Source organism: Neptuniibacter sp. QD34_54, from assembly GCF_047778055.1.
Taxonomy (GTDB): Bacteria; Pseudomonadota; Gammaproteobacteria; order Pseudomonadales; family Balneatricaceae; genus Neptuniibacter.
Genome location: NZ_CP180546.1, coordinates 3086360 through 3111898, shown reverse-complemented (window position 1 = coordinate 3111898; position 25539 = coordinate 3086360). Strand labels below are relative to the sequence as shown.

The 25539-nt window shown below is 45.3% G+C and carries 22 protein-coding genes; 16 read left to right on the top strand and 6 right to left on the bottom strand.

Annotated features, from left to right (window positions below; all coding sequences use genetic code 11):
- Positions 1–270 precede the first annotated feature (270 nt).
- Positions 271–1005, top strand: a complete 735-nt coding sequence (locus ACMXYP_RS14145; protein ID WP_415882275.1) for a hypothetical protein — start codon at positions 271–273, stop codon at positions 1003–1005.
- 135 nt (positions 1006–1140) lie between these two features.
- Here the strand turns inward: ACMXYP_RS14145 and ACMXYP_RS14140 are convergent, their stop codons facing one another.
- Entirely contained in the window at positions 1141–1443 is a 303-nt protein-coding gene (locus ACMXYP_RS14140; RefSeq protein WP_415882274.1) for a c-type cytochrome, read from the bottom strand.
- Positions 1444–1727: 284 nt separating this feature from the next.
- Positions 1728–4583: a valine--tRNA ligase gene (locus tag ACMXYP_RS14135; protein ID WP_415882273.1), complete on the bottom strand. Its 2856-nt coding sequence runs from the start codon at positions 4581–4583 to the stop codon at positions 1728–1730.
- A gap of 185 nt (positions 4584–4768) precedes the next feature.
- Here ACMXYP_RS14135 and ACMXYP_RS14130 point away from each other — a divergent pair, with 185 nt between their 5' ends.
- The 3 genes from ACMXYP_RS14130 (at position 4769) to ACMXYP_RS14120 (ending at position 6552) form a co-directional block, all read left to right on the top strand.
- Positions 4769–4933 (top strand): hypothetical protein, encoded by a 165-nt coding sequence (locus ACMXYP_RS14130; protein WP_415882272.1) that lies wholly within the window; start codon positions 4769–4771, stop codon positions 4931–4933.
- 13 nt (positions 4934–4946) lie between these two features.
- A complete protein-coding gene (locus tag ACMXYP_RS14125; protein WP_415882271.1) occupies positions 4947–5297 on the top strand; it encodes a hypothetical protein in 351 nt (116 codons plus the stop codon).
- A gap of 148 nt (positions 5298–5445) precedes the next feature.
- Complete coding sequence (locus tag ACMXYP_RS14120) at positions 5446–6552, top strand: hypothetical protein (protein ID WP_415882270.1); 1107 nt, start codon at positions 5446–5448, stop codon at positions 6550–6552.
- Between the two features lie 359 nt (positions 6553–6911).
- On the opposite strand, the gene ACMXYP_RS14115 is transcribed toward ACMXYP_RS14120, so the two are convergent.
- Together ACMXYP_RS14115 and ACMXYP_RS14110 are read right to left on the bottom strand one after the other, a co-directional pair.
- Entirely contained in the window at positions 6912–7352 is a 441-nt protein-coding gene (locus tag ACMXYP_RS14115; RefSeq protein ID WP_415882269.1) for a DNA polymerase III subunit chi, read from the bottom strand.
- 19 nt (positions 7353–7371) lie between these two features.
- Positions 7372–8868, bottom strand: a complete 1497-nt coding sequence (locus tag ACMXYP_RS14110; RefSeq protein WP_415882268.1) for a leucyl aminopeptidase — start codon at positions 8866–8868, stop codon at positions 7372–7374.
- A gap of 172 nt (positions 8869–9040) precedes the next feature.
- Here ACMXYP_RS14110 and lptF point away from each other — a divergent pair, with 172 nt between their 5' ends.
- From lptF to ACMXYP_RS14095, 3 genes are all read left to right on the top strand, one after another.
- A complete protein-coding gene (gene lptF / locus ACMXYP_RS14105; RefSeq protein WP_415882267.1) occupies positions 9041–10162 on the top strand; it encodes an LPS export ABC transporter permease LptF in 1122 nt (373 codons plus the stop codon).
- Positions 10159–11247, top strand: a complete 1089-nt coding sequence (gene lptG, locus ACMXYP_RS14100; protein ID WP_415882266.1) for an LPS export ABC transporter permease LptG — start codon at positions 10159–10161, stop codon at positions 11245–11247. Before lptF ends, lptG begins: the two co-directional genes overlap by 4 nt.
- Positions 11248–11357: 110 nt before the next feature.
- On the top strand, positions 11358–11693 hold the full coding sequence (locus ACMXYP_RS14095; RefSeq protein WP_415882265.1) for a four helix bundle protein: 336 nt from the start codon (positions 11358–11360) through the stop codon (positions 11691–11693).
- 115 nt (positions 11694–11808) lie between these two features.
- On the opposite strand, the gene ACMXYP_RS14090 is transcribed toward ACMXYP_RS14095, so the two are convergent.
- Both ACMXYP_RS14090 and ACMXYP_RS14085 read right to left on the bottom strand, forming a co-directional pair.
- Complete coding sequence (locus tag ACMXYP_RS14090) at positions 11809–12276, bottom strand: RDD family protein (RefSeq protein WP_415882264.1); 468 nt, start codon at positions 12274–12276, stop codon at positions 11809–11811.
- A gap of 185 nt (positions 12277–12461) precedes the next feature.
- Positions 12462–13259 (bottom strand): tetratricopeptide repeat protein, encoded by a 798-nt coding sequence (locus ACMXYP_RS14085; RefSeq protein WP_415882263.1) that lies wholly within the window; start codon positions 13257–13259, stop codon positions 12462–12464.
- Between the two features lie 373 nt (positions 13260–13632).
- Here ACMXYP_RS14085 and ACMXYP_RS14080 point away from each other — a divergent pair, with 373 nt between their 5' ends.
- The 9 genes from ACMXYP_RS14080 (at position 13633) to ACMXYP_RS14040 (ending at position 25537) form a co-directional block, all read left to right on the top strand.
- The gene (locus tag ACMXYP_RS14080) at positions 13633–16923 is read left to right on the top strand and encodes an EAL domain-containing protein (protein ID WP_415882262.1); all 3291 of its coding nucleotides are present in this window, start codon (positions 13633–13635) and stop codon (positions 16921–16923) included.
- 120 nt (positions 16924–17043) lie between these two features.
- Complete coding sequence (locus tag ACMXYP_RS14075; RefSeq protein ID WP_415882261.1) at positions 17044–18285, top strand: GGDEF domain-containing protein; 1242 nt, start codon at positions 17044–17046, stop codon at positions 18283–18285.
- Positions 18286–18718: 433 nt separating this feature from the next.
- Entirely contained in the window at positions 18719–18898 is a 180-nt protein-coding gene (locus ACMXYP_RS14070; RefSeq protein ID WP_415882260.1) for a hypothetical protein, read from the top strand.
- Between the two features lie 125 nt (positions 18899–19023).
- Entirely contained in the window at positions 19024–20097 is a 1074-nt protein-coding gene (locus ACMXYP_RS14065; RefSeq protein WP_415882259.1) for a type II secretion system protein, read from the top strand.
- A gap of 173 nt (positions 20098–20270) precedes the next feature.
- Positions 20271–21119: a type II secretion system protein gene (locus ACMXYP_RS14060; protein WP_415882258.1), complete on the top strand. Its 849-nt coding sequence runs from the start codon at positions 20271–20273 to the stop codon at positions 21117–21119.
- Entirely contained in the window at positions 21107–22075 is a 969-nt protein-coding gene (locus ACMXYP_RS14055; protein WP_415882257.1) for a type II secretion system protein, read from the top strand. The genes ACMXYP_RS14060 and ACMXYP_RS14055 overlap by 13 nt, the downstream gene beginning before the upstream one ends.
- Positions 22075–23808 (top strand): hypothetical protein, encoded by a 1734-nt coding sequence (locus ACMXYP_RS14050; protein ID WP_415882256.1) that lies wholly within the window; start codon positions 22075–22077, stop codon positions 23806–23808. The genes ACMXYP_RS14055 and ACMXYP_RS14050 overlap by 1 nt, the downstream gene beginning before the upstream one ends.
- Positions 23805–24449 (top strand): hypothetical protein, encoded by a 645-nt coding sequence (locus ACMXYP_RS14045; protein ID WP_415882255.1) that lies wholly within the window; start codon positions 23805–23807, stop codon positions 24447–24449. The genes ACMXYP_RS14050 and ACMXYP_RS14045 overlap by 4 nt, the downstream gene beginning before the upstream one ends.
- Positions 24449–25537 carry a type IV pilus twitching motility protein PilT gene (locus ACMXYP_RS14040; protein WP_415882254.1) on the top strand — a complete coding sequence of 363 codons (1089 nt, stop codon included), beginning with the start codon at positions 24449–24451 and terminating at the stop codon, positions 25535–25537. Before ACMXYP_RS14045 ends, ACMXYP_RS14040 begins: the two co-directional genes overlap by 1 nt.
- Positions 25538–25539: the final 2 nt, after the last annotated feature.

The window sequence follows — 25539 nt, the reverse complement described above, 5'->3', positions numbered from 1 at the left end:
TTAGTCTTTTTCTAACCACTCTAGCGGCGCAGCTGCGTCCTAAGCGCGAAGCGTTCTGCAAGCGAAGCGATCTGATTTTTCTCTAGCGGCGAAGCCGCGTCCTAAGCGCGTAGCGTTCTACAAGCGAAGCGATCTGGTTTTATCTCTAGCGGCGTAGCCGCGTCCTAAGCGCGAAGCGTTCTAGAAGCGTAGCGGTCTGCTTTTAAGCGAGCCCCTCATTTCATTGCTAGACTACATACAGTTTTTTGTAGATCTGCCAGTGGAGCCCTCGTGAAGATCAGAACCTTCTGTCTATCTCTGTTTTTGCTACTGAATGTAAATACCGCGGCATGGGCGGATAACCATTCAGAAGTGACGCTTATCTCTACTGAATTGATGTCGGGCCTGTTGGAAAAAACAGAGGTGGGAGTCGAAGGGATCTATCCCGATTTCTTTGCACAAGCTGCAGATAACGCAGGAGTGGTATTAAAGTACCGTATTGTTCCTTGGTCCAGAGCGGTTTTAGAAACTGAAAAGTCTAAGGAATACCTTCTATTCCCACTCACTCGAACGACTGAACGAGAAGAGCGCTTTAGTTGGTTAGCGAAACTGTGGGAAGTGCCAATCTGCTTTCTGAGTGTGACTCAGCCAATTAATTCTTTTGAGGAGGCTAGGAGGTTAGAAGGGATTATGGTTTGGCGCGGCTCTTCTCATCAGCAAAAACTGGTAGAGCTAGGTTTTGGCAACTTGATAGCTTTTGATGATCCCCGTTTGGTTAAGCGTGTTGTCAAAAAAAGAAAAAATGTAGCTTGGTATAGCCCCTGTAATGAGGCGCTATCTCTCTTTGGTTCGTTTAACGCTGAGCATGCGATCATTATCGGTAAGGTAGTGGATAATGAGGAGGTTTGGCTGGCCGGAGGGCATAACTACCTCTCTACCGATGAAAGGCAGCGTTTCTTAAATGCAGTGTCGGAGTTAGCACCTGAAGGCACGCTTAGACGAAGAATTTTGATTGAAGGGAGATAGGGAGAGTAATCTTTTAGATCTCCACTATTTTCATCTATTCACTTCAAAGATATATCCATTTTTTAAAAAGCCCGAGCAATGCTCAGGCTTTAGGTAATCGCGTTGTCTTGACGCTCTTTGGCTGTTTCGGCGTCGTTACTTCAGGCTGCTGTAGTATGCAGACAAGTTGTCGATGTCAGCGTCTGAAAGCGTTGATGACATAGGTGCCATAACCAGATCTTTACGTGCACCGCTTTTAAAGTCACGTAGTTGCTTGGCAAGATAAGCAGCTTTTTGCCCTGCCAGATTCGGATACATAGGAAGCTTGCTAATGCCTTTTTCTCCGTGACAAGCGGCACAGATCACCGCTTTAGTTTTACCGGCAGCGATATCACCAGCCATTACCGAACCCGACAGGCTCAGTACTGCGATACCCGCGATTGTGAAAATCTTTTTCATTGTGGTGCCTCACTTTATAGTTATTTTATTAACTGATTATCAAACGCTAGATGCAGAGTAAAAGAAATGTATAAAAAAGCCCAGACAGAAGTCTGGGTTTTGTGTTTAAGCTTTTTCTAGCAACTGAAAACCTTGGATTCCAGCCTTCGCTGGAATGACGAAATAAAAAAGCCCAAACAGAATTAACTGCTTGGGCTTTTTTGTCTTTAACGCTTTTTCTAACAACTCTAGCGGCGCAGCCGCGTCCTAAGCGCGAAGCGTGCTAGAAGCGTAGCGATCTGTTCTTAAAGCGCTTCGATCTTACCGTATTGCTCTTTCAGCTTATCGAATGCAGCTTGAGAGCCTGCCAGCTTCTCGCGCTCTTTCGCGATAACCGCTTCTGGGGCATTGGATACGAACTTCTCGTTACCTAGCTTACCTTCAACACGGCTGATCTCTTTCTGTAGCTTGTCTAGTTCTTTCTGTAGACGAGCAAGTTCAGCATCTTTGTTGATTAGGCCGGCCATTGGTACCAATACTTCCATATCGCCCACTAGCTGAGTTGCCGCCATTGGCGCTTCGTCACCGGCATTTAGCCATGTGATGCTACTTAGGGACGCTAGTTTAGATAGGAAAGTACGGTTAGCTTCTAGACGTTGCTTGTCTAGATCACCACCGTTCTGGAACAGTACGTCTAGCTCTTTAGCAGGGGAGATGCCCATTTCACCACGGATGTTACGTACACCAGTGATAACGCCTTGTAGCCATTCGATCTCAGCTTCTGCATCGCTATCGATCTTGTCAGTGCTTGGTACAGGGTAAGCCTGAGTCATGATGGTGTCGCCTTCAACACCGGCTAGACCTTTAACCTGCTGCCAGATCTCTTCGGTGATGTACGGCATGATTGGGTGAGAAAGGCGTAGGATAGATTCCAGTACGCGAACTAGGGTACGGCGAGTGCCGCGCTTAGCTGCTTCGGATGCATCTTCGTCCCACAGTACTGGCTTAGAAAGCTCTAGGTACCATGCGCAGTAGTCGTTCCAGATGAAGTCGTATAAAGACTTAGATGCCATGTCGAAACGGTACTCGTCGAAGTGTTTAACCACTTCAGCTTCTACCGCTTGTAGGCGGCTAGCGATCCAGCGATCTGCCAGTGACAGTTCGATATCACCGCCGTTCTGACCACAGTCTTCGCCTTCAGTGTTCATTTGCACGTAACGTGCAGCGTTCCAGATCTTGTTACAGAAGTTACGGTAACCTTCTAGACGCTTCATATCCCAGTTGATGTCACGGCCAGTCGAAGCTAGTGCCGCAAGGGTGAAGCGAAGTGCGTCAGTACCGTGTGCCTGAATGCCTTCTGGGAACTCTTTCTTAGTACGTTTGCCGATCTTCTCAGCTAGTTGTGGCTGCATCATGTTGCCGCAACGCTTTTCTAGCAGTGTATCTAGCTCGATGCCGTCGATCATATCCAATGGGTCTAGTACGTTACCTTTAGACTTGGACATCTTGTCGCCGTTTTCGTCACGGATAAGGCCGGTAACGTAAACAGTTTTGAATGGTACTTGTGGGTTACCGTCTTCATCTTTCATGAAGTGCATGGTCATCATGATCATGCGGGCTACCCAGAAGAAGATGATGTCGAAACCAGTTACTAGCACATCAGTCGGGTGGAACGTTTGTAGGCGCTGAGTGTTTTCAGGCCAGCCTAGTGTTCCGAATGTCCATAGTGCCGAGCTGAACCATGTATCAAGAACGTCATCGTCCTGACGTAGTTCAACTTCTGGATCTAGACCGTATTTTTCGCGCGCAGCTTCTTTGTCGTTCGCTACGTATACGTTGCCTTCGTTATCGTAGAAGGCTGGAATACGGTGGCCCCACCAAAGCTGACGAGAGATACACCAGTCTTGAATGTCGCGCATCCAAGCGTTGTACATGTTCTCGTACTGCTGTGGTACAAATTTGATATCGCCTTTTTCTACTGCTTCAACTGCTGGTTTTGCTAGCGTTTTAGCATCAGCAAACCACTGGTCAGTTAGCATTGGCTCGATAACTACGCCACCACGGTCGCCGTAAGGAACCGTCATGTCGTTTTCTTCGATCTTAACTAGTAGGCCTGCTGCTTCGAAATCTGCAACGATTTCACGACGCGCAGCGAAACGTTCCATGCCACGGTATTTCTCCGGGATGTTAGTGTCGATATCGTTGTTTGGCGTACCGTCAGTGTTAAAGCCTTCACCTTCTTCGCGGATATCAGCGTTGTAGGTTAGGACGTTGATCATTGGCAGATTGCAACGTTTACCTACTTCGTTATCGTTGAAGTCGTGCGCAGGGGTGATTTTTACGCAACCTGTGCCTTTTTCCATGTCAGCGTGTTCGTCGCCAACAATTGGAATACGACGGCCAACAAGCGGAAGAACGATCTCTTTACCGATCAGATCTTTGTAGCGCTCATCTTCAGGGTTAACCGCAACACCGGTATCACCTAGCATTGTTTCCGGACGAGTCGTACCTACAACAATGTGGTCTTCGCCAGCGGCAGTTTTAACGCCATCAGCCAGTGGGTAACGTAGGTACCACATCTTGCCTTTGACTTCTTTGTTCTCAACTTCTAGATCAGAGATCGCAGTGTGAAGTTTAGGATCCCAGTTTACTAGACGCTTGCCGCGGTAAACCAAGCCTTCGTCGTATAGACGGATAAATACTTCCTGAACCGCGTGGTAGAAGCCAGAGTCCATTGTGAAGCGCTCGTTCGCCCAATCTACAGAGTTACCTAGGCGACGCATCTGGCGAGTAATGGTACCGCCGGACTCTTCTTTCCATTCCCAGATCTTTTCGATAAAGGCATCACGACCTAGATCGTGACGTGACTTTTGCTCTTCAGCCGCAAGCTTACGCTCAACAACCATCTGAGTAGCGATACCTGCGTGGTCTGTACCTACCTGCCACAGCGTGTTTTTACCCTGCATACGCTTGTAACGAGTTAGAGCATCCATGATGGTGTGCTGGAAAGCGTGACCCATGTGCAGGCTACCGGTGACGTTCGGTGGCGGAATCATGATGCAGTAAGAGTCACCTTCGCCTTGAGGTGCGAAGTAGTTGTTGTCTTCCCAGGTTTTGTACCAGGATTTCTCGATTTCGTGCGGCTGGTAAGTCGTATCCATTGCGCTCTGAGTCTTCTGAAAATCTGTCGAATTAGGCTGCCCGAGAGTTGCCGTGGGCAGCACGCATAAAGTCCAACATTATACAGGATATTGGTGAGTAGTAGCTAGGGCGAGGAAGACGATAGGGCGCGGCTTTGCTATTAAGGTAAGAAAGAAGGACAGCTGCGCCTAGAGGACGCCATTTCATGGCTAGAGGACGTGGCTGCGCCACTAGAGGACGCTGCTACGCAGCTAGAGGCAAAGAAGGACAGCTGCGCCTAGAGGACGCCATTTCATGGCTAGAGGACGTGGCTGCGCCACTAGAGGACGCTGCTACGCAGCTAGAGGCAAAGAAGGACGGCTGCGCCTAGAGGACGCCATTTCATGGCTAGAGGACGTGGCTTCGCCACTAGAGGACGCTGCTACTCAGCTAGAGGAAAAGAAGGACGGCTGCGCCTAGAGGACGCCATTTCATGGCTAGAGGACGTGGCTTCGCCACTAGAGGACGCTGCTACGCAGCTAGAGAAAAAGAAGGACGACTTACGCCTAGAGGACGCCATTTCATGGCTAGAGGACGTGGCTTCGCCACTAGAGGACGCTGCTACGCAGCTAGAGAAAAAGAAGGACGACTTACGCCTAGAGGACGCCATTTCATGGCTAGAGGATGTGGCTACGCCACTAGAGGACACCGCTACGCAGTTAGAGAAAAAACGCAAAAAACGAGCTGTATGTTAAAAGTGCATTGAGGGTTATGTTTTTCTCTAGGCGAAGCCGTCCTCTAGCGCTAGCGTCCTAAGCGCGAAGCGTTCTCTAGCAGCTTTGCTGCGTCCTGTATTGATACTTCTATACTTATAAGTATCAAAGTTAGTGCGGAGGTACGAACATGAAACAATGTTATGCCACACGCGGTTTTTTACCTTGTCAGGATCCGGCGACTGAATTGGTTCTGGGGGAGCCTTATGCGGTACTGGATACGGTAGGTAATTCGTTACCGAGTTTGTTATTAGAAAAGGATGCTCGAAACTATCTGCGTCGAGTGTTTGTTCCCGATTGGCCCTATATCAATATCCCTGATGATCTCTGGCCGCAAGCGTGCCTTTATTATGTCAGGTTGGGTTTTATCGCGTCGGGTTATATCAATCAAATAGGGCAACCAAGTTGTCACTCTTTACCTGCTAACTTAGCCCGCCCCTTATGCAAAATTGCTGACCTGATGCAGCGTCCGCCAATCTTGAGTTACGACGGTTACGCGCTGTTTAATTGGCGACGTTTTGATATTCGTAAATCCGTTCAGCTTGGCAATATCGATACGATTCAGAACTTTGTTCATCTCTACGATGAGCATTGGTTTATCTTGGTCCATATCGAAATAGAGGCTTTGGCAGCTGATATTTTGGATGCGGTTTTAAGTCTACAAGGCGAGGTTCAGCCCAGAGACGTTGATGCAGCACTCGATAAGATTGCCATGGCGATGACCTCGATTATTCAGGTGTTGCAACGGATACCTGAACGTATGTCGGATGAGCTGTATTTCTCTAAATTCCGCCCCTACATCGGCCAGTTCCAAGAGGTGGTGTATGAAGGTGTGAATATAGATCCGATCAGCTATCGAGGTGAAACCGGCGCACAAAGCTCCATCATGCCGTTACTCACAGAGTTTATGAAAATCCCTCACCAAGATAATCGCTTAACCCGACATTTGTACGATATGCGTCAGTACATGCCTGTCGATCATCGAGTTATGTTGGAACAAGTACGTGCCATGCCTGATGTTAAAACCCTGGCAAACTCCGATAAGTTTGATGCTGTGTTAGAACTGATGGCCTGCTTCCGCGAAGTGCATTATCACTGGGCGATTAAATACATCGCACGCCGCTGTAATGATCAACAAGGCACAGGTGGTACGCCGTATATGCGCTGGCTTAAGTTCCTGATTGAAGAAACACGCGGACATAAAAAGTCTGGAGGGAAAGGGACGGTTGTGGCTTGAAGGGCAGGACGCAGCAAAGCTGCTAGAGGACGGCTTCGCCTATAGGAAAAGAAGGACGCTTACGCTAGAGAGCGGCTTCGCCTTTTAGGACGCCATTTCATGGCTAGAGGACGTGGCTTCGCCACTAGAGGAAAAGAAGGGCGCTGCTACGCAGCTAGAGAAAAAGATTAAAAAAATTATAAGTATTGTGAAGATTCGAAATGATTCGAGGGTATGGTCATTGAGGATCGTATTACTTAGAAATATTAAAAACTAATCCCTTAATTCCTATAGAGGTTTTTTCTCTAGCAACGAAGTTGCGTCCTCTAGCAGCTTTGCTGCGTCCTACAAGCGAAGCGACCTCTAGGCGAAGCCGTCCTCTACGCCTTCGGCTTAGGGCGCATATCATGCATATCAATCTGGATGCCATTAGATTGATATAGCTTGTAGTTCTTGCGGGTGGAGGTAAGGACGTCTTCTGTTTGTACGACGACTTCTAAGATTCGGTCGAATCCGAGTGCGTCTTCTGGAATATCTAAGTTCAGATTAACGAACACGTCTTTATGTTGCGGGCGTTGTTGATCCCAGCCGATTTGTACGCCGGCCTGGAGGTCTTCGCCTACCAGTTGGTGTGGGATAAACGCTTCGGGGCGGTATTCCCAGAGAAGCTGATCAATATGTTTGGCTTCACTTTCGTTTGCGGTTTGAATGTAAAGTTCGTGCCCTAGCGCACGGATCTTTTCGACTAAACGGCAAAGGAAGCGACCACGGGCATCCGGGTCGCTAGAAGGTAGTACATAGAAATCAGCTTTACTGGTCATCGGTTGCTAAGCCTGAGGCTTATTCCTCGTCTGCTGATTGGTTTAGCAGGTACTGAGTTAGTAGTGGTACACAGCGGCCTGTAGCGCCTTTGTTTTTACCACCGCTATGCCAAGCAACACCAGCGATATCCAAGTGAGCCCAACGGTACTCTTTAGTGAATCGAGATAGGAAACACGCTGCTGTGATTGTGCCGCCTGGGCGACCACCGATGTTAGCGATATCGGCAAAGTTAGAGTCTAGCTGCTCTTGGAACTCATCCCATAGCGGTAGTTGCCAAGCTTTATCCGCAGCTTGGTTACCTGCTTGCATTAGCTCTTGAGCAAGATCGTCATTGTTAGACAGTACGCCTGTCGCGTGGTGACCCAGTGCTATGATGCACGCGCCAGTAAGGGTTGCGATATCTACAACTGATGCTGGCTCAAATTTGCCTGCGTAAGTAAGCGCGTCGCAAAGAACCAAACGGCCTTCAGCGTCAGTGTTTAGGATCTCAACAGTTTGGCCAGACATAGTCGTTACGATGTCGCCAGGCTTAGTTGCATGGCCACTTGGCATGTTTTCAGCTGCAGCAACGATACCAACAACGTTGATCGGTAGCTCCATCTCACATAGCGCAGTCATTGCACCGAATACGCTAGCCGCACCACACATGTCGTACTTCATCTCGTCCATGCCAGCGCCTGGCTTCAATGAGATGCCGCCGGTATCAAACGTAATACCTTTACCTACAAGTACGTGTGGCTTATCGCCTTCTTCGCCGCCTTTGTATTCCATAACAATCAGTTTGGAAGGCTGCTCAGAACCATTGCCTACAGAAAGTAGGCAATGCATGCCCAGTTCAGCCATCTCGTCTTCATCAACGATGGTTGCTGTTAGGCTTTCAAATTCGTCGTCTAGTTCTAGTGCTTGCTCAGCTAGGTAAGTCGGCGTACAGATGTTGCCTGGTAGGTTGCCTAGGTCGCGAGCAATGCTCATGCCGTTGACGATCGCTGTACCGTCTAAAAGGGCTGTTTCTGCCACTTCTGCATCACCATCGTTAACAACTAGCGCAATTTGTTCCAGTTTTAGAGGGTCCGCTTTTTTGCTCTTAGTTTCGTCATAAACGTAAAGCTCAGCGCCTGCCCATTCAACAACATGACGAAGTTGACGGTATTGATCAGCGTCGTCGCTTAGCTTGCAATCTAGCGCAAATGTTACGCTGCTTACGCCAGTGCCTTTAACGATGCCCATAACCGCGGTTACGGCTTTACGTAGATTACGGTTGTTACGATCTTCTTCTTTACCGAAACCAACCAGCAATACGCGCTTAGCAGTTACGCCCGGTACTTTATGAAGTAGAAGTGTTTGTGCTGTTTTACCGCTGATATCACCTTGGTTGATGATTTCGCTGATGTATCCAGAGCTGGCGCTGTCGACTGCTTTCGCTGCAGGGGATAGGTTGCCATCAGCTTCAACTGCGATGACTAGACATTCTGTTTCTAGTGACTGAATCTCACCATTTACAATTTCAAAATCCATGTTAGCTCCAAACTCACGGCCAGCAGCCGTCTAAACAAGACATTAGGTGCGGATTAAAGGATAATGCCGATACTTTAAAACTCAGTACCTAGGCTTTGACAGATAATTTCCGCTGTAAAGGCCCATAATATAAACCATTTTTGTGTCGGTAACAGTTTCGTAGGGACATAGAGTGATCGTTTTTCGTTATTTATCTCGAGAAGTGCTACTCAGCATGTTGGCGGTGAGTTCGGTTTTACTCGTCATCATTATGAGTGGACGTTTTGTTAGATACCTTTCCAAGGCGGCGGCCGGTGAATTAGATCCGAGTGTATTGTTTGCTATTATGGGGTATCGCTTACCGGGATTCCTTGAACTGATTCTTCCCTTAGGTTTATTTCTAGGCTTCTTGCTGGGTTATGGTCGACTCTATCTTGAGAGTGAGATGACAGTGCTCGAAGCCTGCGGTATGAGCCAGAAACGATTAGTGGCTTATTCCATGGGTCCCGCTTTGTTGGTGGCTGTTGTTGTGGGCGTTTTATCTGTTTTTGTTTCTCCTTATGGCGCTTCTGAAACAAATAAAATCTTTGATGAGCAAGAAAGTCGCAGCGAGCTAGAAAGCCTTGTGCCAGGGCGCTTTCAGAAGAATCAGAACAGTGCGCGGGTGACCTATACCGATTCAGTAAATGAAAATGGTGAGCTCGGTTTGGTCTTTATGGCTGACCGCAATCAAAGCACTAAGCGTTTGCAGATTACCTTAGCTGAATCCGGAAGTATGTTGACTGATACTGAACGAGATCAGCGTTTCTTAGTGCTAGAAGATGGCTACCGTTATGAAGGTGTTCCGGGCAAAGCGGATTACACTGAGCTTGGATTTAAGCGATACGGCTCAGAGGTTGAGCGTAAAAACCAAGAGATACGTTATGACAAAGTAGAGGCGCTTCCTACGTCTGTACTTTGGGATTCGGATGAACCTAAGCATCGCGCCCAACTGAACTGGCGTTTATCTCTACCTGTACTGGCGATCGTAGTTACCCTGTTGGCGGTGCCTTTAAGCCGTGTTAATCCACGCCAAGGGCGTTTTGCACGTCTAGTTCCGTCGATCATTATCTATCTTCTATACCTCACGATTTTGAGCAATATGACCAGTAAAGTGAGTGACGATGAAGCTGCGCCGATTGCTATCTGGATGGTGCATTTTGTCTTTGCTTTGTTTGCGCTCAATATGATTGTTTTTGGCCGTTTCTGGAGTCGGGTATTTAACCAAATTCCTATGCCGACTTTGCGTATGCCATGGAGTAAGAAAACGTCATGAAGCTATTAGATCTGTATATTGCTCGTCATGTCTTAGGTGGCTTCTTGGTGGTTCTACTGGTGGTTGCAGGGCTAGATATGTTGTTTGCTCTAGTTGAGGAACTTAAAAATGTTGAAGGTAGTTATACCTTCGCTGCAGCGGTTGAGTATTCTCTGCTAACCTTGCCGCGCCGTATTTATGAGTTTATTCCTCTCTCAAGCTTGATCGGCTGCTTGTTAGGTTTGGGTATCCTTGCATCGAGTTCTGAACTTACGGTTATGCGTGCAGCAGGTATCTCGACTTTAGGGATTATCTTGTCTGTTATGAAACCGGTATTGCTGATTATTGCGTTTGCATTAGGTCTTGGTGAATTTGTAGTTCCGCATACAGAGCAGCAGGCGCAGAGTCACCGCCAAGTAGCTCAAACGGGTAGCCGAGCGATTAATGATGCCAGTCGTGTTTGGCACCGAGATGAGCGTACATTCCTACATATCAATGCTGTAATTCCTGATGGCTCTGTTCGCGGCGTAAGTCGTTATGAGTTCAATGAAGATCTCACTCTTGCCCGCTCTAGTTTTGCCAAAGTAGGGCGTTACGAAGAGGGCAAGTGGGTACTTACGAATGTTCGTGAAACTCGTTTTCCATCGGCAGAAGATCGAGCGACACCAGCGACATCTTCTGTGACTACGGCCACTTTAGAATCCGAAGTTTGGGAAAGCGGTTTAACGCCTGAACTCTTAAAAGTTGTAATGGTTCAACCGACCAACCTATCGATGAGTGGCTTGCTTTCTTACAGCGAATATCTCAATGAGCAGGGCCTAGCATCCTCCCAATACCGTGTGGCTTTCTGGAGCAAGCTCCTCTTACCGCTAGCTGTATTCGCTTTAGTATTGGTTGCTGTTTCTTTTATCTTTGGCCCATTGCGAAGCGTAACCCTCGGGCAGCGCTTGATCACCGGCATCATCGTAGGCCTCGCATTTAAACTCACTCAAGACATCCTCGGTCCTACCAGCGCCGTATTTGGGTTCGCACCGTTTGTTGCGGTGATCATCCCAATTCTGATTTGTGCGGGGTTTGGTTTCTGGTTGCTTAATAGGGCGAAGTAGGACGCTGGCGCTAGAGGACGCCACTGCGTGGCTAGAGGACGGCTACGCCTAGAGGACGCTGCTTTGCAGCTAGAGAAAAGGCTTAAAACATAAACAACATGGAGGTTGTTATGAGTTACGAGAATCTGGATGTATGGAAACGTTCCTGCCGATTAAGTACAGATCTTTACTTAGTTCTTGCCAGTTGTAAGGACTATGGTTTCAAAGACCAAATTACGCGCAGTGGTCTGTCTATTCCCAGTAATATAGCCGAAGGGTATGAACGGAGCTCCGTTAAAGAAAAAAGGCAATTCCTTTACTATGCGAAAGGTTCTTCAGCAGAACTACGAACACAAATACTAATTGGGCAAAAAGTAGGTTTTATACCGAAGCAGAAAGCCCTAAGTTGGGCTGAAGAAATATTGGAGATTAGAAAAATACTCAATACTCTAATCAAGCAGTGTTGAAATCTTTTTCTCTAGGCGAAGCCGTCCTCTAGTCACGAAGTGACGTCCTAAAAGCGAAGCGTCCTCTAGCGTCAGCGTCCTTCTTTTACTCTAGCCACGAAGTGGCGTCCTGCCGTTATTCCAAAATCTTCGCATTCTTCGGTAGTTCTACCACATGGGTACCTGACGCGAGGTCATGCCATGTCATTTTCTGTTTGTTGATAAACATCCAAAGAAAACCTACGAAGCAGGCTGATAGGGAGATAATGCCTACGATGTAGCGAATCAAACATTGCATAAAGTTAAGGCGATAGCCTTCTGATGTTTGCACACGTAAGCGCCAAGCGAGCATGCCAAGGGTTTGGCCGTTGCGCATCCAGAAGAAGGAAAGGAACAGGTAAACGATGATAAATAGAGCTGACTGATACACGGCAAAGTAAGGGCTGGTATCTAAGGCTTCGCCGCCGTTGATGGTCATAAGTACACCGGTAGAGACCATTAATAGGGCTGCGACTAACATCAAGTCGTAAATAAAAGCGCCTAGGCGTTTAAGTGGGCTGGCGATTTTGATATCGGAATATGTTTCTTTAAAGGCTCGGCTCATTTGATTAATACACGTGTTGGGTCGAGTTTAATAATGGGCGTTACTTGCTGGATCGCGAAAAAAGCCCGCTAAAATGATCTATCTGGGTGTCGATTTTACATGGAAATAACCATGCTGTGCTAGCTGTACACTATGCGGCCAATAAAAAAGGCGATCATCTGATCGCCTTTTTTAACTGGACATGCTTATTTTGCAATGTACGTTTTGCGGTACTCAACAGCCAATGCTTTAGCTTCTTCAAGTTCGCTAGCGTTGAGTTTCATTACCAAACGTTTTTCGATCGCTTGAGCTGTTTTGTTACCCAATTCAGCAGCATTGTGCATCCAAGCGTAAGCTAGGATATTGGTATCCTGATCTTTCTGAGAGCCGTGATTGTTGGAGTAAAGCGTACCCAAGAAGAACATCGCGTCAGTGTGACCTTGGTTAGCCGCTTTACGGTACCAGCGTTCTGCTTCTTCAAAGTTTTGTTCAACGCCTGTGCCGAAGTTATAGCAGCGGCCGATGTTGTGCTGTGCAGCGACATAGCCTTGATCAGCGGATTTTAGGTACCATTCGATTGCCATATCAGCGTTACGTGACATGCCGTAACCGAACTCTGCCATTTCACCCAAACGGTTTTGTGCTTGAGCATCACCAGATTCAGCGGCAGGTTGAACGGTTTTTAGTTCAACTTTGTATTCTTTGTCTTTCAGAGCACGCAGGCTGTTTACGTTAGCCATATGGCCTTGAGAAGCACCGCGCTTGTAGTAACGGCGTGCTTTAGCTTCGTCTACCTCAACGCCCCAGCCATTCTCATACATCTGGCCAAGCATGTTGAGTGCATCTGGATCGCCTTCTTTTGCCAGTGGCTTCAGCTCTTCAAGGGCTGTTGCGTAGTCTTGCTTGTCAAAGGCTAAAGAACCTTTGCCTAGATCGGCTGCCATTAGGTTTGTTGTACCAATGCTCAGCATTAGACTTGTAGCTAAAAGAATCTGTTTCTTCATCGAGTGTTGCCCGCATAAATTAGTTTGGGTTCGAGAGAGGTCGACGATTATACCTATATTGGAAAAAATTTGTTTGCTCCAAGTCGTATTTCCTCACCTGCACTTCATAAATGACCGTAGTCTCAGTATAAAGTTTTATTAAGCGCTATCTAATGTTTTGTTTTTACTGAACAAATAAGCGCTTTCTATTAGTCAGATACTAATTTTTGTACCTAAACTAGATTAGTAAACGTAATTATATAAAAGATAATTTTAAAATACATTATATCTTCTTGTATTTAGATCGATTGATATAGGTACTGATATCAATGTTTTTGACAATCGATCTGGGTAGCATCATTAACTGCTTGATCTAATTCGAATTGGTTGATGTATGAATTTGAATGCTATTGAAATCGAAGCGGCACCTTTGAAGGCGATACTTACACCTAGTGTTATAACTGTTTCACCGGATGTGCCCTTAAAAACGGTGCTTGCGTTAATGCAGCAGCATTCGATCAGTAGCATTGTCGCTGTCGGTGATTCTGCTAAGCCTGTAGGTATCTTTACCGAGAAAGATGCCATTCGTTTAATGCTTGATGATCATTCGATCTCCTCTTTATGCATGGCTGATGTAATGAGTCAGCCTGTCATCACTGTTTCCTCTAATCTTGGTTATGCCAAAGCTTATCAAACGATGTCTGAAAACAATGTCAGGCATCTGGTCGTCGTAGGCAACGAAGGACAGTTGTTGGGTCTTGTGAGTGAAGGGGATTTTCTTCACCACATGGGAATGGAGTACCTCGTTGAATTAAAAACCGTAGCTAATTCGATGAGTTACCGTGTTAAAGGAGTAGAGCCTGAAGCTTCGTTGGCTTCTGTGCTTTCTTTGATGAGCTCAGAGAAAATTAGCTGCACGGTAATTGTAGAGAAGGGTTGTCCGGTTGGTATCTTGACCGAGCGGGACATAGTTCGTCTAGCGACTGAAAATTTAGACATAGAAAAGGTGCTGGCAAGAGAGGTTATGGCTACGCCTTTAATAACTGTTTTGCCTGATCTACCTTTGCAAATTGCTAGTCGGATGATGGAGAGCAACCATGTGCGTCGTCTTGTGGTGGTTGAACATGATGGTTGCCTTAAGGGCATCTTGACTCGGCATGATATCGCTAAATCTCTACAGGGTTCTTATATCGAGTATTTGCAAGAAACCTTAGAGCGAAAAAGCCGTGCTTTAGTTAATAGTGAAGCGCGTTTAAGGGATATAGAGCAACGCGATTTTTACCAGCATTTGGTTGAACAGGTCAGTGATGCAATTTACATCATTGATGCTGATGATGGACGAATTTTAGATGCTAATGAGCAGGCATCAAAAAGCCTAGCTATGTCACATGGCGATTTATTAAATTTGCGTGTTGTTGATTTGACCACCGCGAATGAATCTTTAAACGACTGGTTAGAAAAAAATCTATCTGAGTTAAAGGTTAAAGAAGAGCTGTTACAAACAACAGAATATCGGCGCTTGGATGGCACCGTTTTTCCAGTAGAGGTTAAATCGCGTTTAGTACGCTTTGGGCATAAAGATTATGTTGTTGCTATCGCTCGTGATTTGACTGAACGGTTCCAAGCAATAGATTCTATTCGAGATAGTGAACAGCGTTTTAGAGTCTTGTTTGAGCAATCACCTGTTCCTATGGCCTATGTTGGGTTTGATGGAAAATTGATTAGCCTTAATAAAGCCTTCACAACAACATTAGGCTATTCAGCAAAACACCTACCCGATTTAGATACCTGGTTTTCCTTAGCTCATCCCGATCTACAATACCGTAAAGAAGCGCGTGAGCGTTGGTATGGAGCTATTGAGCGAGCGCGTATAACCGACCATAAAATTCCCTTAAGTGAATATAAGATTACTTGCTTGGAGGGTAAGCAAAAACTGATTAACGCCTCGGGTATTACTACTGAGTGTGGTTTCTTGGCTATCTTGGAAGATGTAACCGAACGCAAAAGCCAAGAAGATCGTCTTCGCCAGGCTGCTGCTGTGTTTGGTAGTACGACAGAAGGGGTGATGATTACTTCGGCAGCTGGAGTTATTCAACGTGTTAATAAAGCTTTTTGCCGGTTAACTGGGTATGGCAGTGACGAAGTGATTGGGCAGCCAGCAAAAATTCTCCAGTCTGGTCGACATGACGAGCAGTTTTACGCGGTGATGTGGGATAGTTTGAGAGAAAAAGGCAGTTGGCAGGGGGAGATATGGAATCGTCGCAAGGATGGGGCGGTTTACCCCGAGTTACTGAGTATTAGTCAGGTTACCAATGATTATCAAAAGGTCACTCATTATGTAGGGGTCTTTTCAGATATCTCTAAACTTAAAGAGTCTGAGCAAAAGCTAAATTATTTAGCTCATCATGACATGCTCACCCATCTGCCTAACCGATTGATGCTGCAATCACGATTGGAGCAATCGTTAGCCGTAGCAAGGCGGAATAGTAAACAGTTGGCCTTATTATTGTTGGATTTAGATCGGTTTAAAGATGTGAACGATAGCTTTGGCCATGCAGCGGGGGATGAGCTGCTACAGCAAGTAGCTGTGCTATTAAAAGACCGGTTGCGGCAAGTTGATCTTGTTTGTCGTATGGGGGGGGATGAATTTGCTTTGTTGCTTGAGGATATTCACCATCCGGAGGATGCAGGTCTTGTTGCAAATGAAGTAATCGAAGCTATTAGTAAACGCTGGGTTTTAAAGAATGGTGTGGATGTTGCCATTGGGGGCTCTATTGGGATCAGTATTTATCCTACCCAAAGTGAAGATGCGGAAGCATTATTACAGCATGCAGATGCAGCATTGTATAAAGCTAAGAACGAAGGGCGTGGTTGCTTTAATTATTTCACAGAAGAGCTAACGCGTGACGCTCGTAGTCGATTGGAATTGGAAGCTAGGTTATCCCGTGCGATAGAGAATCAAGAGCTAGAGGTTTTTTATCAGCCGCAAATTGATATTGTTTCAGGTGAGTTAATCGGTGCAGAAGCGTTGGTGCGTTGGCAAGACCCGGAAAAAGGTTTAATCGGCCCTGCTGATTTTATTCCATTGGCCGAACAAACGGGGTTGATCAATCCTATTGGTCTGTTTGTACTGAAGCAAAGTTGTATACAACTGAAGTCATGGTTGGATCAAGGTTTTAAGCCGATTACGATGGCTGTTAATTTATCTTCTGTACAATTGCGGCACACCGATATTTGTCAGCTTGTGGAAACGGTGCTTGAGCAAACGGAGTTGCCTGCACAATATCTAGAACTCGAAATTACCGAAAGTGCATTGATGGAAAGAGAGCAGGAATTTATTGATCTGCTTCATCAGCTACGAAAGTTGGGCGTTAAAGTCGCTATCGATGATTTTGGTACCGGTTACTCTTCATTAGCCTATCTTAAAAAATTCCCAATCGATGTCCTTAAAATAGATAAATCTTTTGTAGAAGATATTCCTCAGGATAAAGACGATATGGTGATTGCAGCTACAATCGTTGCCATGGGGCATAGCTTAGGTTTAAAAGTGTTGGCTGAGGGTGTGGAGACCCAAGAGCAGTTAAGGTTTTTGCAAAACAAAGCTTGCCATTACTATCAAGGTTACCTCAGCAGTCGGCCAGTACCTTATCTGCAATTTGAAAAATTAATGCTTAAACCTCAGTAGTACTAACCTTTAGGCTAAAAATTGAAATATTGAATGAAAGGAGTATGAACGGTCGGTAGAGTTTCTGCTAACCTAAATTAGAGAAAGAGAAAACAGTTCCTGCTGTATTGAGGTTGTTAGTTGTTGAGCCCAAAAGCCTTATCATCATCGTTGAGTCAATTTTTACAGCGATTCTGCTTAGTTGCCATTCTTGCATCGATTGTTCTATTACTGCTTAGTGGCTATGCTGCTAGCAAATTATATGAACGTCATGTCGTACGTCTAGCTGAATCCAACGCCATTAACCTTACGGAAGCGATTTTTACTACATACCGTACTGAGCTCAATTCAGCACTGAACTCTGCTCCTCTGCTACCTCCGCAATTATTAGAACTAAATAAAACTCTAAGAGACTTTATTCAGCCTTACGGTATTGTGAAAACTAAGCTGTTTTCCCCAGAGGGTATCATCATCTACAGCACAGATCTGAGCATTATTGGCAAAGATGCGAGTGCGAATGAGATGCTTAAACAAGCCGTTATAGATGGTGCGAGTTCGAATATTCAAACAAAAGACCAGATCAGGGATTTGGCTCATGAAACCCGGTTCGATGTTGATGTGGTTGAGAGCTATGTTGCCATGCATAATTCGGAAGGAAAGCTGATCGCAGTTTTTGAAATATACCAAGATACTTCGAGCTTTCGTGGTGAAATCCAACAAGGAGTTATTCTGTTTGTCGGTGTGCTAGCGATCATTCTGTTGAGCGTAATTTGCACAGCCTTCGTATTTATGCGTAAGGCGGTGAAGAAAATGGTTTATCAACAAGAGATGTTGGAAGAGTTGGCGACGGTTGATGCGGTAACAGGGCTTTATAACCGAGCTGAAATTACACGAAGAATGGAAGCTGAGTGGCAGCGTTATAAGCGCTCCTCGTCAAAAAAAGCTAGCTTTGCCTTGCTGATGCTAGATCTTGATCACTTTAAAAAAGTGAATGACAACTACGGTCATCTGGTAGGCGATAAACTCTTACAGTTGGTGGCGCATCGGTTGATGGGAGAGCTGCGCTCGTATTCAGCGATTGGTCGATATGGCGGAGAGGAGTTTATTGCCCTGATTCCTGATGTTTCTTATGCTGGTACAAAGCAGGTAGCTGAACGGTTGCAGCGGCTTGTTTCCCAGTCTGAATATGCGCTTTTGGGACACAAAATAAAAATCTCGATTAGTATCGGCTTTGCTACTGCGGAACCGACAGACATTAATTTAGATGCTTTGATTAAGCGGGCAGATGATGCTCTATATGAAGCGAAAAAAAGTGGTCGAAATTGCGTGGTTGGAGATGTGAGTCTAAAGCCTGTAGAGAACACTGCACCAAGTTCTATGTAAAAGACTACCTGTTATATTCAGCCCTCTAAATTTGCGTATTGGTGCCTACTGAAGAACAAAAAAGTCTTAAGCGTGCCTCGGTAGCTTACCTGCCTTTGTTTGAATTTTTATTACCTTCCTCTAGTTTTTATCTGCGATTCTAGATTTTAGTCACCATATTCACGAACGTTCCTTCCTTTATTTTTTCTATTAAAAATCATACCTCTGCGGGATCAATTCCGAATTCGTTTGTTAGGTTTTTTAGGAATGCTTCACGGGAATTTCGGGATGAAGTTGGCTCCAAAGTACTAGAAAAGGTGGCTCTAATGGCCAGTTTGGTAACATTTTTGAAACAGTTACCTTTTCTGTCACGTTTTTCGGACATGGGGTGCTAAGGATTAGTTCCCAACATTTCAAGGAAGTCAGATTAAGCCATAGCCAAGGGCAAAAAATTATGAGCACGGATAAACCAGCAGCTGATCCAGCTAAAAAGAAATTGTTGGAGTTGTTTGAAGATGTGCTTGCTCATGATGGTTATGGTGAGATCCGAATCGAAACCAAAATTCTAAAGCGCCAGCAAAAAGAGGTCATTCTCCATTACGGTCGACAGTACCGTTTTGTGGTGGATGTTTAAGCTAGCGAAGAGCTCGTCCCTAATTAAAAGAGTGCAATGCGGGTTTGCATCTTAAAGATTTTTATAAATAAAAATCCAAAAATCTGTGCGAGACAGATGCGGTAAAAATAATAAAGAGAAAAATAATGAACGCTCAACAGATGAAAGATTCTATTCGCAAATTTATGAAAGCTGACCTATCTCAGGTTAAAGACGCAGAGTTGCGCGCTAAGGGTGAAAAGCTACAAGCAAAACAAGGCGGTTTTACTCTGCTTGAATTGTTAGTAGTTGTTGCGATTCTTGCAGTAATTGCGGGTGCCGTAATTACTAATATGGATGGCCAAGAGGAAGGTGCAGCTCAAGCTACAGCAGTTCACACTATGGCAACCTTAGAAAACAGCATGAATGTTTTTAATGTGACAGAGCGACGTGTTCTTCCGGCGGGTCTGGACTCTTTGATCTGTTCGACAGGTGTGCAGCCAGATTATTCTGCTACTGTAACCCAGATTAGTAATGGTACCGAGCGACTTTTAAGTGATGCTGGTAATACGTCCAACTTGCAGAGAATCAATGGCGGCCTATCTTCTGATTTATTCAACAAACTAGGTATTGCAGAGATCACTTCAGGTGCGGTGACAGCACTTGCTGAGAATGGTCTAACATCTCTGCGCTACGTAAACGATGAGCTGTGTAATGGCTCTACAGGTAACAACTTGTTCACAACTGCTGGCGGCTTTGATGAAAATGTTGCTGAGATTGATTTGGTTGAAGTAACTAAGCCATCAATGGTTTTCAACTCACCAGTTGTTGAAGATGATGAATGGGAATTTGGCGCAGGTGCAGAAGTTGATTTGACCGGCGCTTTGACAACTGAAACTGTACCAATCGCATTATTTACTGAACCTGCTGAACTAGGACAGGCAGAAAATGCTGTACTTGCTGTATTTGGTGTTGGTCCAGCTGCTGAATTGGATGCTGTTATTGCTCGTGCTCCTCAAGATGGTAATTCCCCAGCTGATAAATACTCTAATTACTCTGTTGTAGTAAGACTAGCAGAGTGTGACAGTGGTGATGTAGAAGACCTAATTGATGGAACCGATTGTGCTGTTGCTAACTGGGAAGAAGTTGGTGATGAATTAGAAGTTGTAGCGATTCTTGATGCCGGCGGCGACGGTTACGACGACGAGATCGCTGAAGCGAAAGGTAACGAAGAAGAGTAATTCTTCTTTTTGAAAAGGCAGGAGCTAAGCTCCTGCCTTTTTTATAAGGAATGTGTTTGCCCTTAACCCACCGTTTTAAATGGATGAAGGGTTGGCAGTGACAAAGGTTTTACTTGGATGAAGGTAGATAGCTAAGGACAGGCTAATAACAATAATAAATACAATGGCTAAGTATGAAGTTGGTAGATAAAAAATACCGCAGTTCCCCTATAGACCGTTTTTCTAAAAGTGTCCGTAATGATGTTTTTAGCAAAGCGGTTTTGTCGTCTCAGAAGGGTTTTACACTTTTAGAAATGCTAGTGGTTGCGGCTATCTTGTTAGTAGTCGCTGGTGGTGTTGTGACCTCTTTCCGTGATGTTGGATCAGATGCCGCAGATCAAGCCACACGTTATCAGATGCAGCAATTGGGTGAGGCTGTCGAAGCCTATTATAAAGATAACGGCACTTTACCTGTTCGCGAAACCCCTGCTGATTTAGGTTTCTTATTTATTAAACCCGCTTCTGCTGCTGTTTGGAGTGTGGATTATCGGCGAGGTTGGCGCGGTCCTTACCTAAATGGTCATAAGTACCTATACCTGGATATTGGTGACGATCTGACATCTGATGGCTCGAGTATTAGTGACCCAGTAAATCCGGGCGAGCCTTTTGTGATCGATGGGGCGGAAATTCCTTCTGTTATTGGTATCGCAGACCCTTATGATCATTATCCCGTCGATGACGGGCAGAGTCGCAGTGTGAGTGGTTGTAGTACACCTGGTGCAAATGATTGCCTTCTGGAGTGGCGTAAAATTTCGGGTGATGATTCAACCCTGGTCAATCACTTTGGTCGACCTTATCTTGCGATTGATCTCGAAGCCATGGCTGATAGTTCAAGTCTAGGCGTACCTCGAATAGTTAGCTTTGGTTCTAATGGTATTTATGAGCCAAATAACTGTAATTACGACCCAAGTGAGCCTGATTATTGTACATCGGATGAACTTTGTAACAGCAGTGGGGATGATATTGTCTTATGCCTTCGCTAATCCTCAATCAACAGTCCTCTAAACGTCAATCAGGCTTTACCTTATTAGAGCTAGTGTTAGTGATGTTAATTATTGGCTTAGTGGCCAGTACCCCATTGGTGTTTATCGATAATCAGGATAACCAACTTCGTTACGATGAAACCTTAGATAAGATGGAGCTGCTTAGAAAAAGCATCTTGATGCAAAGTAGCTACCGCAATCAACCAGTGCTGTCTGGCTTTGTTATCGATAACGGTGTTTTACCCCCAGCGAGTGCAGCCTCACCACAAGTGGCCGAAATGTTACAACCATTAATCAATAAGAATGATTGGCCGGAAGATGGAGGAGACGATTGGCTGAACTACGGAATGCATTCTCCTTATACCGTTTTAGGTCCTTCTTCAACTGCGGAAAGATCAGCTTATCCGCAATTAAAAGGTTACCGCGGGAACTACCTTTCCTCTGGGTTAGATAGCAACCAAGAATTTCTCGACGGTTGGGGGATCCCTTTTGCTGTAAGCAATGCTTCTAATACCTACCAGTTTAATTATCAAGGTGATGAAGATCATCCAGCACCTTATGACATTGTTATTTCCGGTGAAGTAAAGGCAGATGATTGGCAAGTAAGGTTGAATCAAATTGATATCTTAGTCGATGACAAAAGTGGAAATAACCTAATTTTGGCCCTTGTGATTTTTAAAAATCAGTCAGCGGGTAGCCCAGCTAACCCTGCTAATCGTTGGGTTACCTATCATTTTGACGTTCCAGTCTCTTCTGCAACGCATTCATTATCTTTAGGTTCTGGGGAATGGAGTGAAAATGGTGAGCCCGTTTCTGATGCAAGTAATGAATTTGTCCCTGCAGGTCAGCATGCAGTGTTTGTATTAAATAGTGCAGGAAATACTGTTTTGAAATATGACCGCCTACTCGTTATTCCAGGCGCCACGCAGCCAGCACTGCAATTTGAGGTTAATTAATGCTGTCGTTTCTGAATAAAAAAACAGCCGGTAAAGGCTTGCTAGTCCTCAAAACCGACGGTTTTGGTTTGCGGGCCACCGTTATCAATGGCAACCGCGATGCGTTAAAAATTACTGTATCCGTGTCATCGCAACAGGTTGATCCTGTTGCTGCTCTGACTGATGTGCTTGAACAGTTGAAGAATGTACTGGGTAAAAATGTACCTAGTAATGCCTTGCTCCTGCATATTAGCGCTATACCAGATCTTGTTCAGATCACTGAAAGTTTTGATTCTGCTGAAGCAGAAAATTTACTTGAGATGCTGCGTTGGGAGATGGAAGGTGTGGTTGCCATGCAATCGCCAAACTGGGATCTGGGTTGGTTGTTGATGGGGCGTGGCTATATCACTCCAGAACAACGCGAAGAACTGGTGCATCTAGTAACAGAAGAGAAGCAGTTGTCAGCGCAACATGGCGGCCGAAGCCCGATGCGTTTAGGGGAAGTGGCGATCCGTGAGCAGATGGTATCTAAGGAACAGATAGCAGAGTGTTTGCATATACAGCAGAAACTTCAGCTTGCAGATCAGCGCTTGTTAACTCAGTGGCGACCGCAGCCTAAAGAGGAATCACCTTATAGTGATGATGACTTAGGTGATGTGCAAAAATTCCTATGCAGTGCTATGCCAGCTGCTCAGCATCAGCAATGGTTAGATGCAGTTAAAAAAGTGAGTGGTAGTTCTGGTTTTCCAAAGCTAAACCTGCGTCAGGTTTATCCGTTTGCTGGTTCCTCTCTGACTTTGTTGGATAGCAGTGATACTGTGCTGCTGACAGAATTTTACAAAGCCTATGTTTATTGTGCTGTGCTCCAGGATAACCAGATCCGAGATGTGGCGATGGTGAAATGCTCCAGCCATATGCTGGATGCTAATGCTGTAGCAGAGGTTGTCAGCGTAGGGACGTTTGCTGAGGCTACACGCTGGGTTGTGAGTGATTGCGATGGTGTGTTTGGAGAACAAATCAGCCAGTTAGAAGCTCTTTTGCAGTTGGATGCAGAACCGTTAGCACAGGCTTCTGCTGACAAAGTGCCTTCTGGCCGAGGTGAGCTAATTGCCGAACTTGGTGTGGCAAGGCACTTTTTGGGAGGTTCTCCTCTTTCTATCGCTCCTTTAACGGGTATGCCGCCACCAGACCCTATTTATCGTAGTAATGGTTTTAAAATTGCGATGGCAGCTTGTGTTTTGCCGTTGTTAATTGCTGCGTATGAAGGTTTCTTTTATTGGAAATTAGATCAATTGCAACAGGAATTAACATCTTCTGAAAGGCAATTGGAAATAATGGAAGAGAAAAGGGATCGGCAGCGTAAAGATAGTGCTGAAGCAAGAAAAAATATCACTGCGTATCAGAAGAACACCGTTTTACTTAGTGCGTTGCAATCTGAAAAGCAGCTGGTTGAGCAAGTTATTGTTAAACGTCAGTCATTTGTTGAGCGTCTTCTACCAGTGCTATCGGAAAGCATTAATGATGGTGTAGTGCTTGAATCAATGAAAGAAAGTGCTTGGTATGAATTTTCTATCACTGGCAAAGCGGTGGATCAGGCCAGTATTGATGACTTTAATCAGGTTTTATCTATCAGTCTTGAATCTCTTAATATGTACATCGATAAGAGCCCAAGTAATTTCAAAGGGGATTCTGCATTGATGCAAAATGGCATTTATGTGTTCGAATTCGTTTTAAAACAGAAGGGGGCTCAATGATGAATGCGTTCTCTGAAATGAACTTTCGTGAAAGAATCTTAGTGGCTGTTCTAGGTGCCGCTTTGATTGCTGGGGGCTATCTTTTCTTCCGGGGTGCAGATCTGAATAAACAGGTATTAGTGCTGGAAGACAGAATTGAATCTGTTGAAAAAAAGATTAATAAAGCGGTTAAAAAAGAAAGAAAAAGATCCACTCCATTACCTGAGTTGAATGGCAAAAAAGTCAGCGCGAGTGATGTGCGTAAATTAACTAAGGCGATTGAGTCTGAAAAATCTAAACTTTCGGGTTTTGGTTATAGCTTTATCGATGTTCGAGACAAGGCTCGGTTTGCGCAGTTATTGAGTCAAATTACCCAGCATGCGCAAGCGAACCGATTGCAGTTACTTTCTAAAGTACAAAGTGAAGGTAACCTGGCAGAGATGGTTGCTGCTAAACCGTCTAAGCAACGTAAAGGTGATCTGAACCGACCTTTATATGAATTACGTTTGCAGGGGGGCTACAGCGCGCTTTACGGGTTTATTAGGCAACTATCACAGTTGGAATATTCAGTCATTCCAATCAAATTTCAGATTAGTCGTACTGACCGTACCGCCATAGGTGGTGGTCGAGTGTTAGATATTGAGATGACGTTGGCATTGTAATGGATAGAAACAACTATACAGATCAGTTTGAGCAATTATTGGCATTAATGCTGGAGGCTGGCGCCTCTGATATGCACTGTTCTGCCAATGTTGCACCGGTGATGCGTGTTCATGGTGAACTGTCGGAACGAGAAGACTCAGATGCATTCACCAAGGACCAATTATTAGGAATGGCCGAGGCAATCCTGTCAGCCGAACAATTTGATCACTTATTGACGAAGCGTAGTTGTGACTTAGGTTATTCCAACTTGTTAGGTGTGCGCTTCCGCCTTAACTTTTATTTCGAACGCGGTAGTTTAGCTTTTGCTATCCGTGCATTAGATGGCACGTTCTGTACGTTTGAAGAGCTGCGTTTGCCTGCCCAACTAGAAGATGTTGTAGGTTTTAAGGACGGTTTGGTTCTAGTGACGGGGGCTACAGGTAGCGGTAAGTCCACAACATTGGCAAGCATTATCAATAAGATAAATAAGACACGTGCTTGTCATATCTTAACTATCGAAGACCCGATTGAATTTGTACACAGTAATATTCGCTCCGTAGTGCATCAACGCGAAGTAGGTGACGATGTCCTATCTTTTGCGGATGCAATCCGCAGTGCCATGCGTGAAGACCCAGATGTAATGCTGTTGGGTGAGATGCGTGACCTAGAAACCATGCATGCTGCTATTACCGCGGCGGAAACAGGCCATTTGGTATTTGCCACTCTACATACAAATGATGCGGTTGGCGTGATTGATCGATTAATCGGGATGTTCCCTGGCGATCTGCAAAATACAGTGCGCCAGCAGCTATCTATGTGTCTGCGCGCAGTTGTCACACAGACTTTAGTCCGCTCTCCTGATGGCCAAGGTCGTGTTCCGGTGAATGAGATTTTGATGGTCAATGGTGCTGTATCTAATCTTATTCGGGAGAATAACACCACTCAAATTCGTTCTGTGATGGAAACGGGGCGGGCACAAGGCAATCAGACTTTTGAATTTGCATTAGCTAAACGTGTATATGAAAAGTTCTTAACCAAAGAGCAAGCATTGCAGCTAACCAGTCGTAAAGAGCAGTTTGAGAACTCTCTTCGAGTGTTGGGCAGGTAACC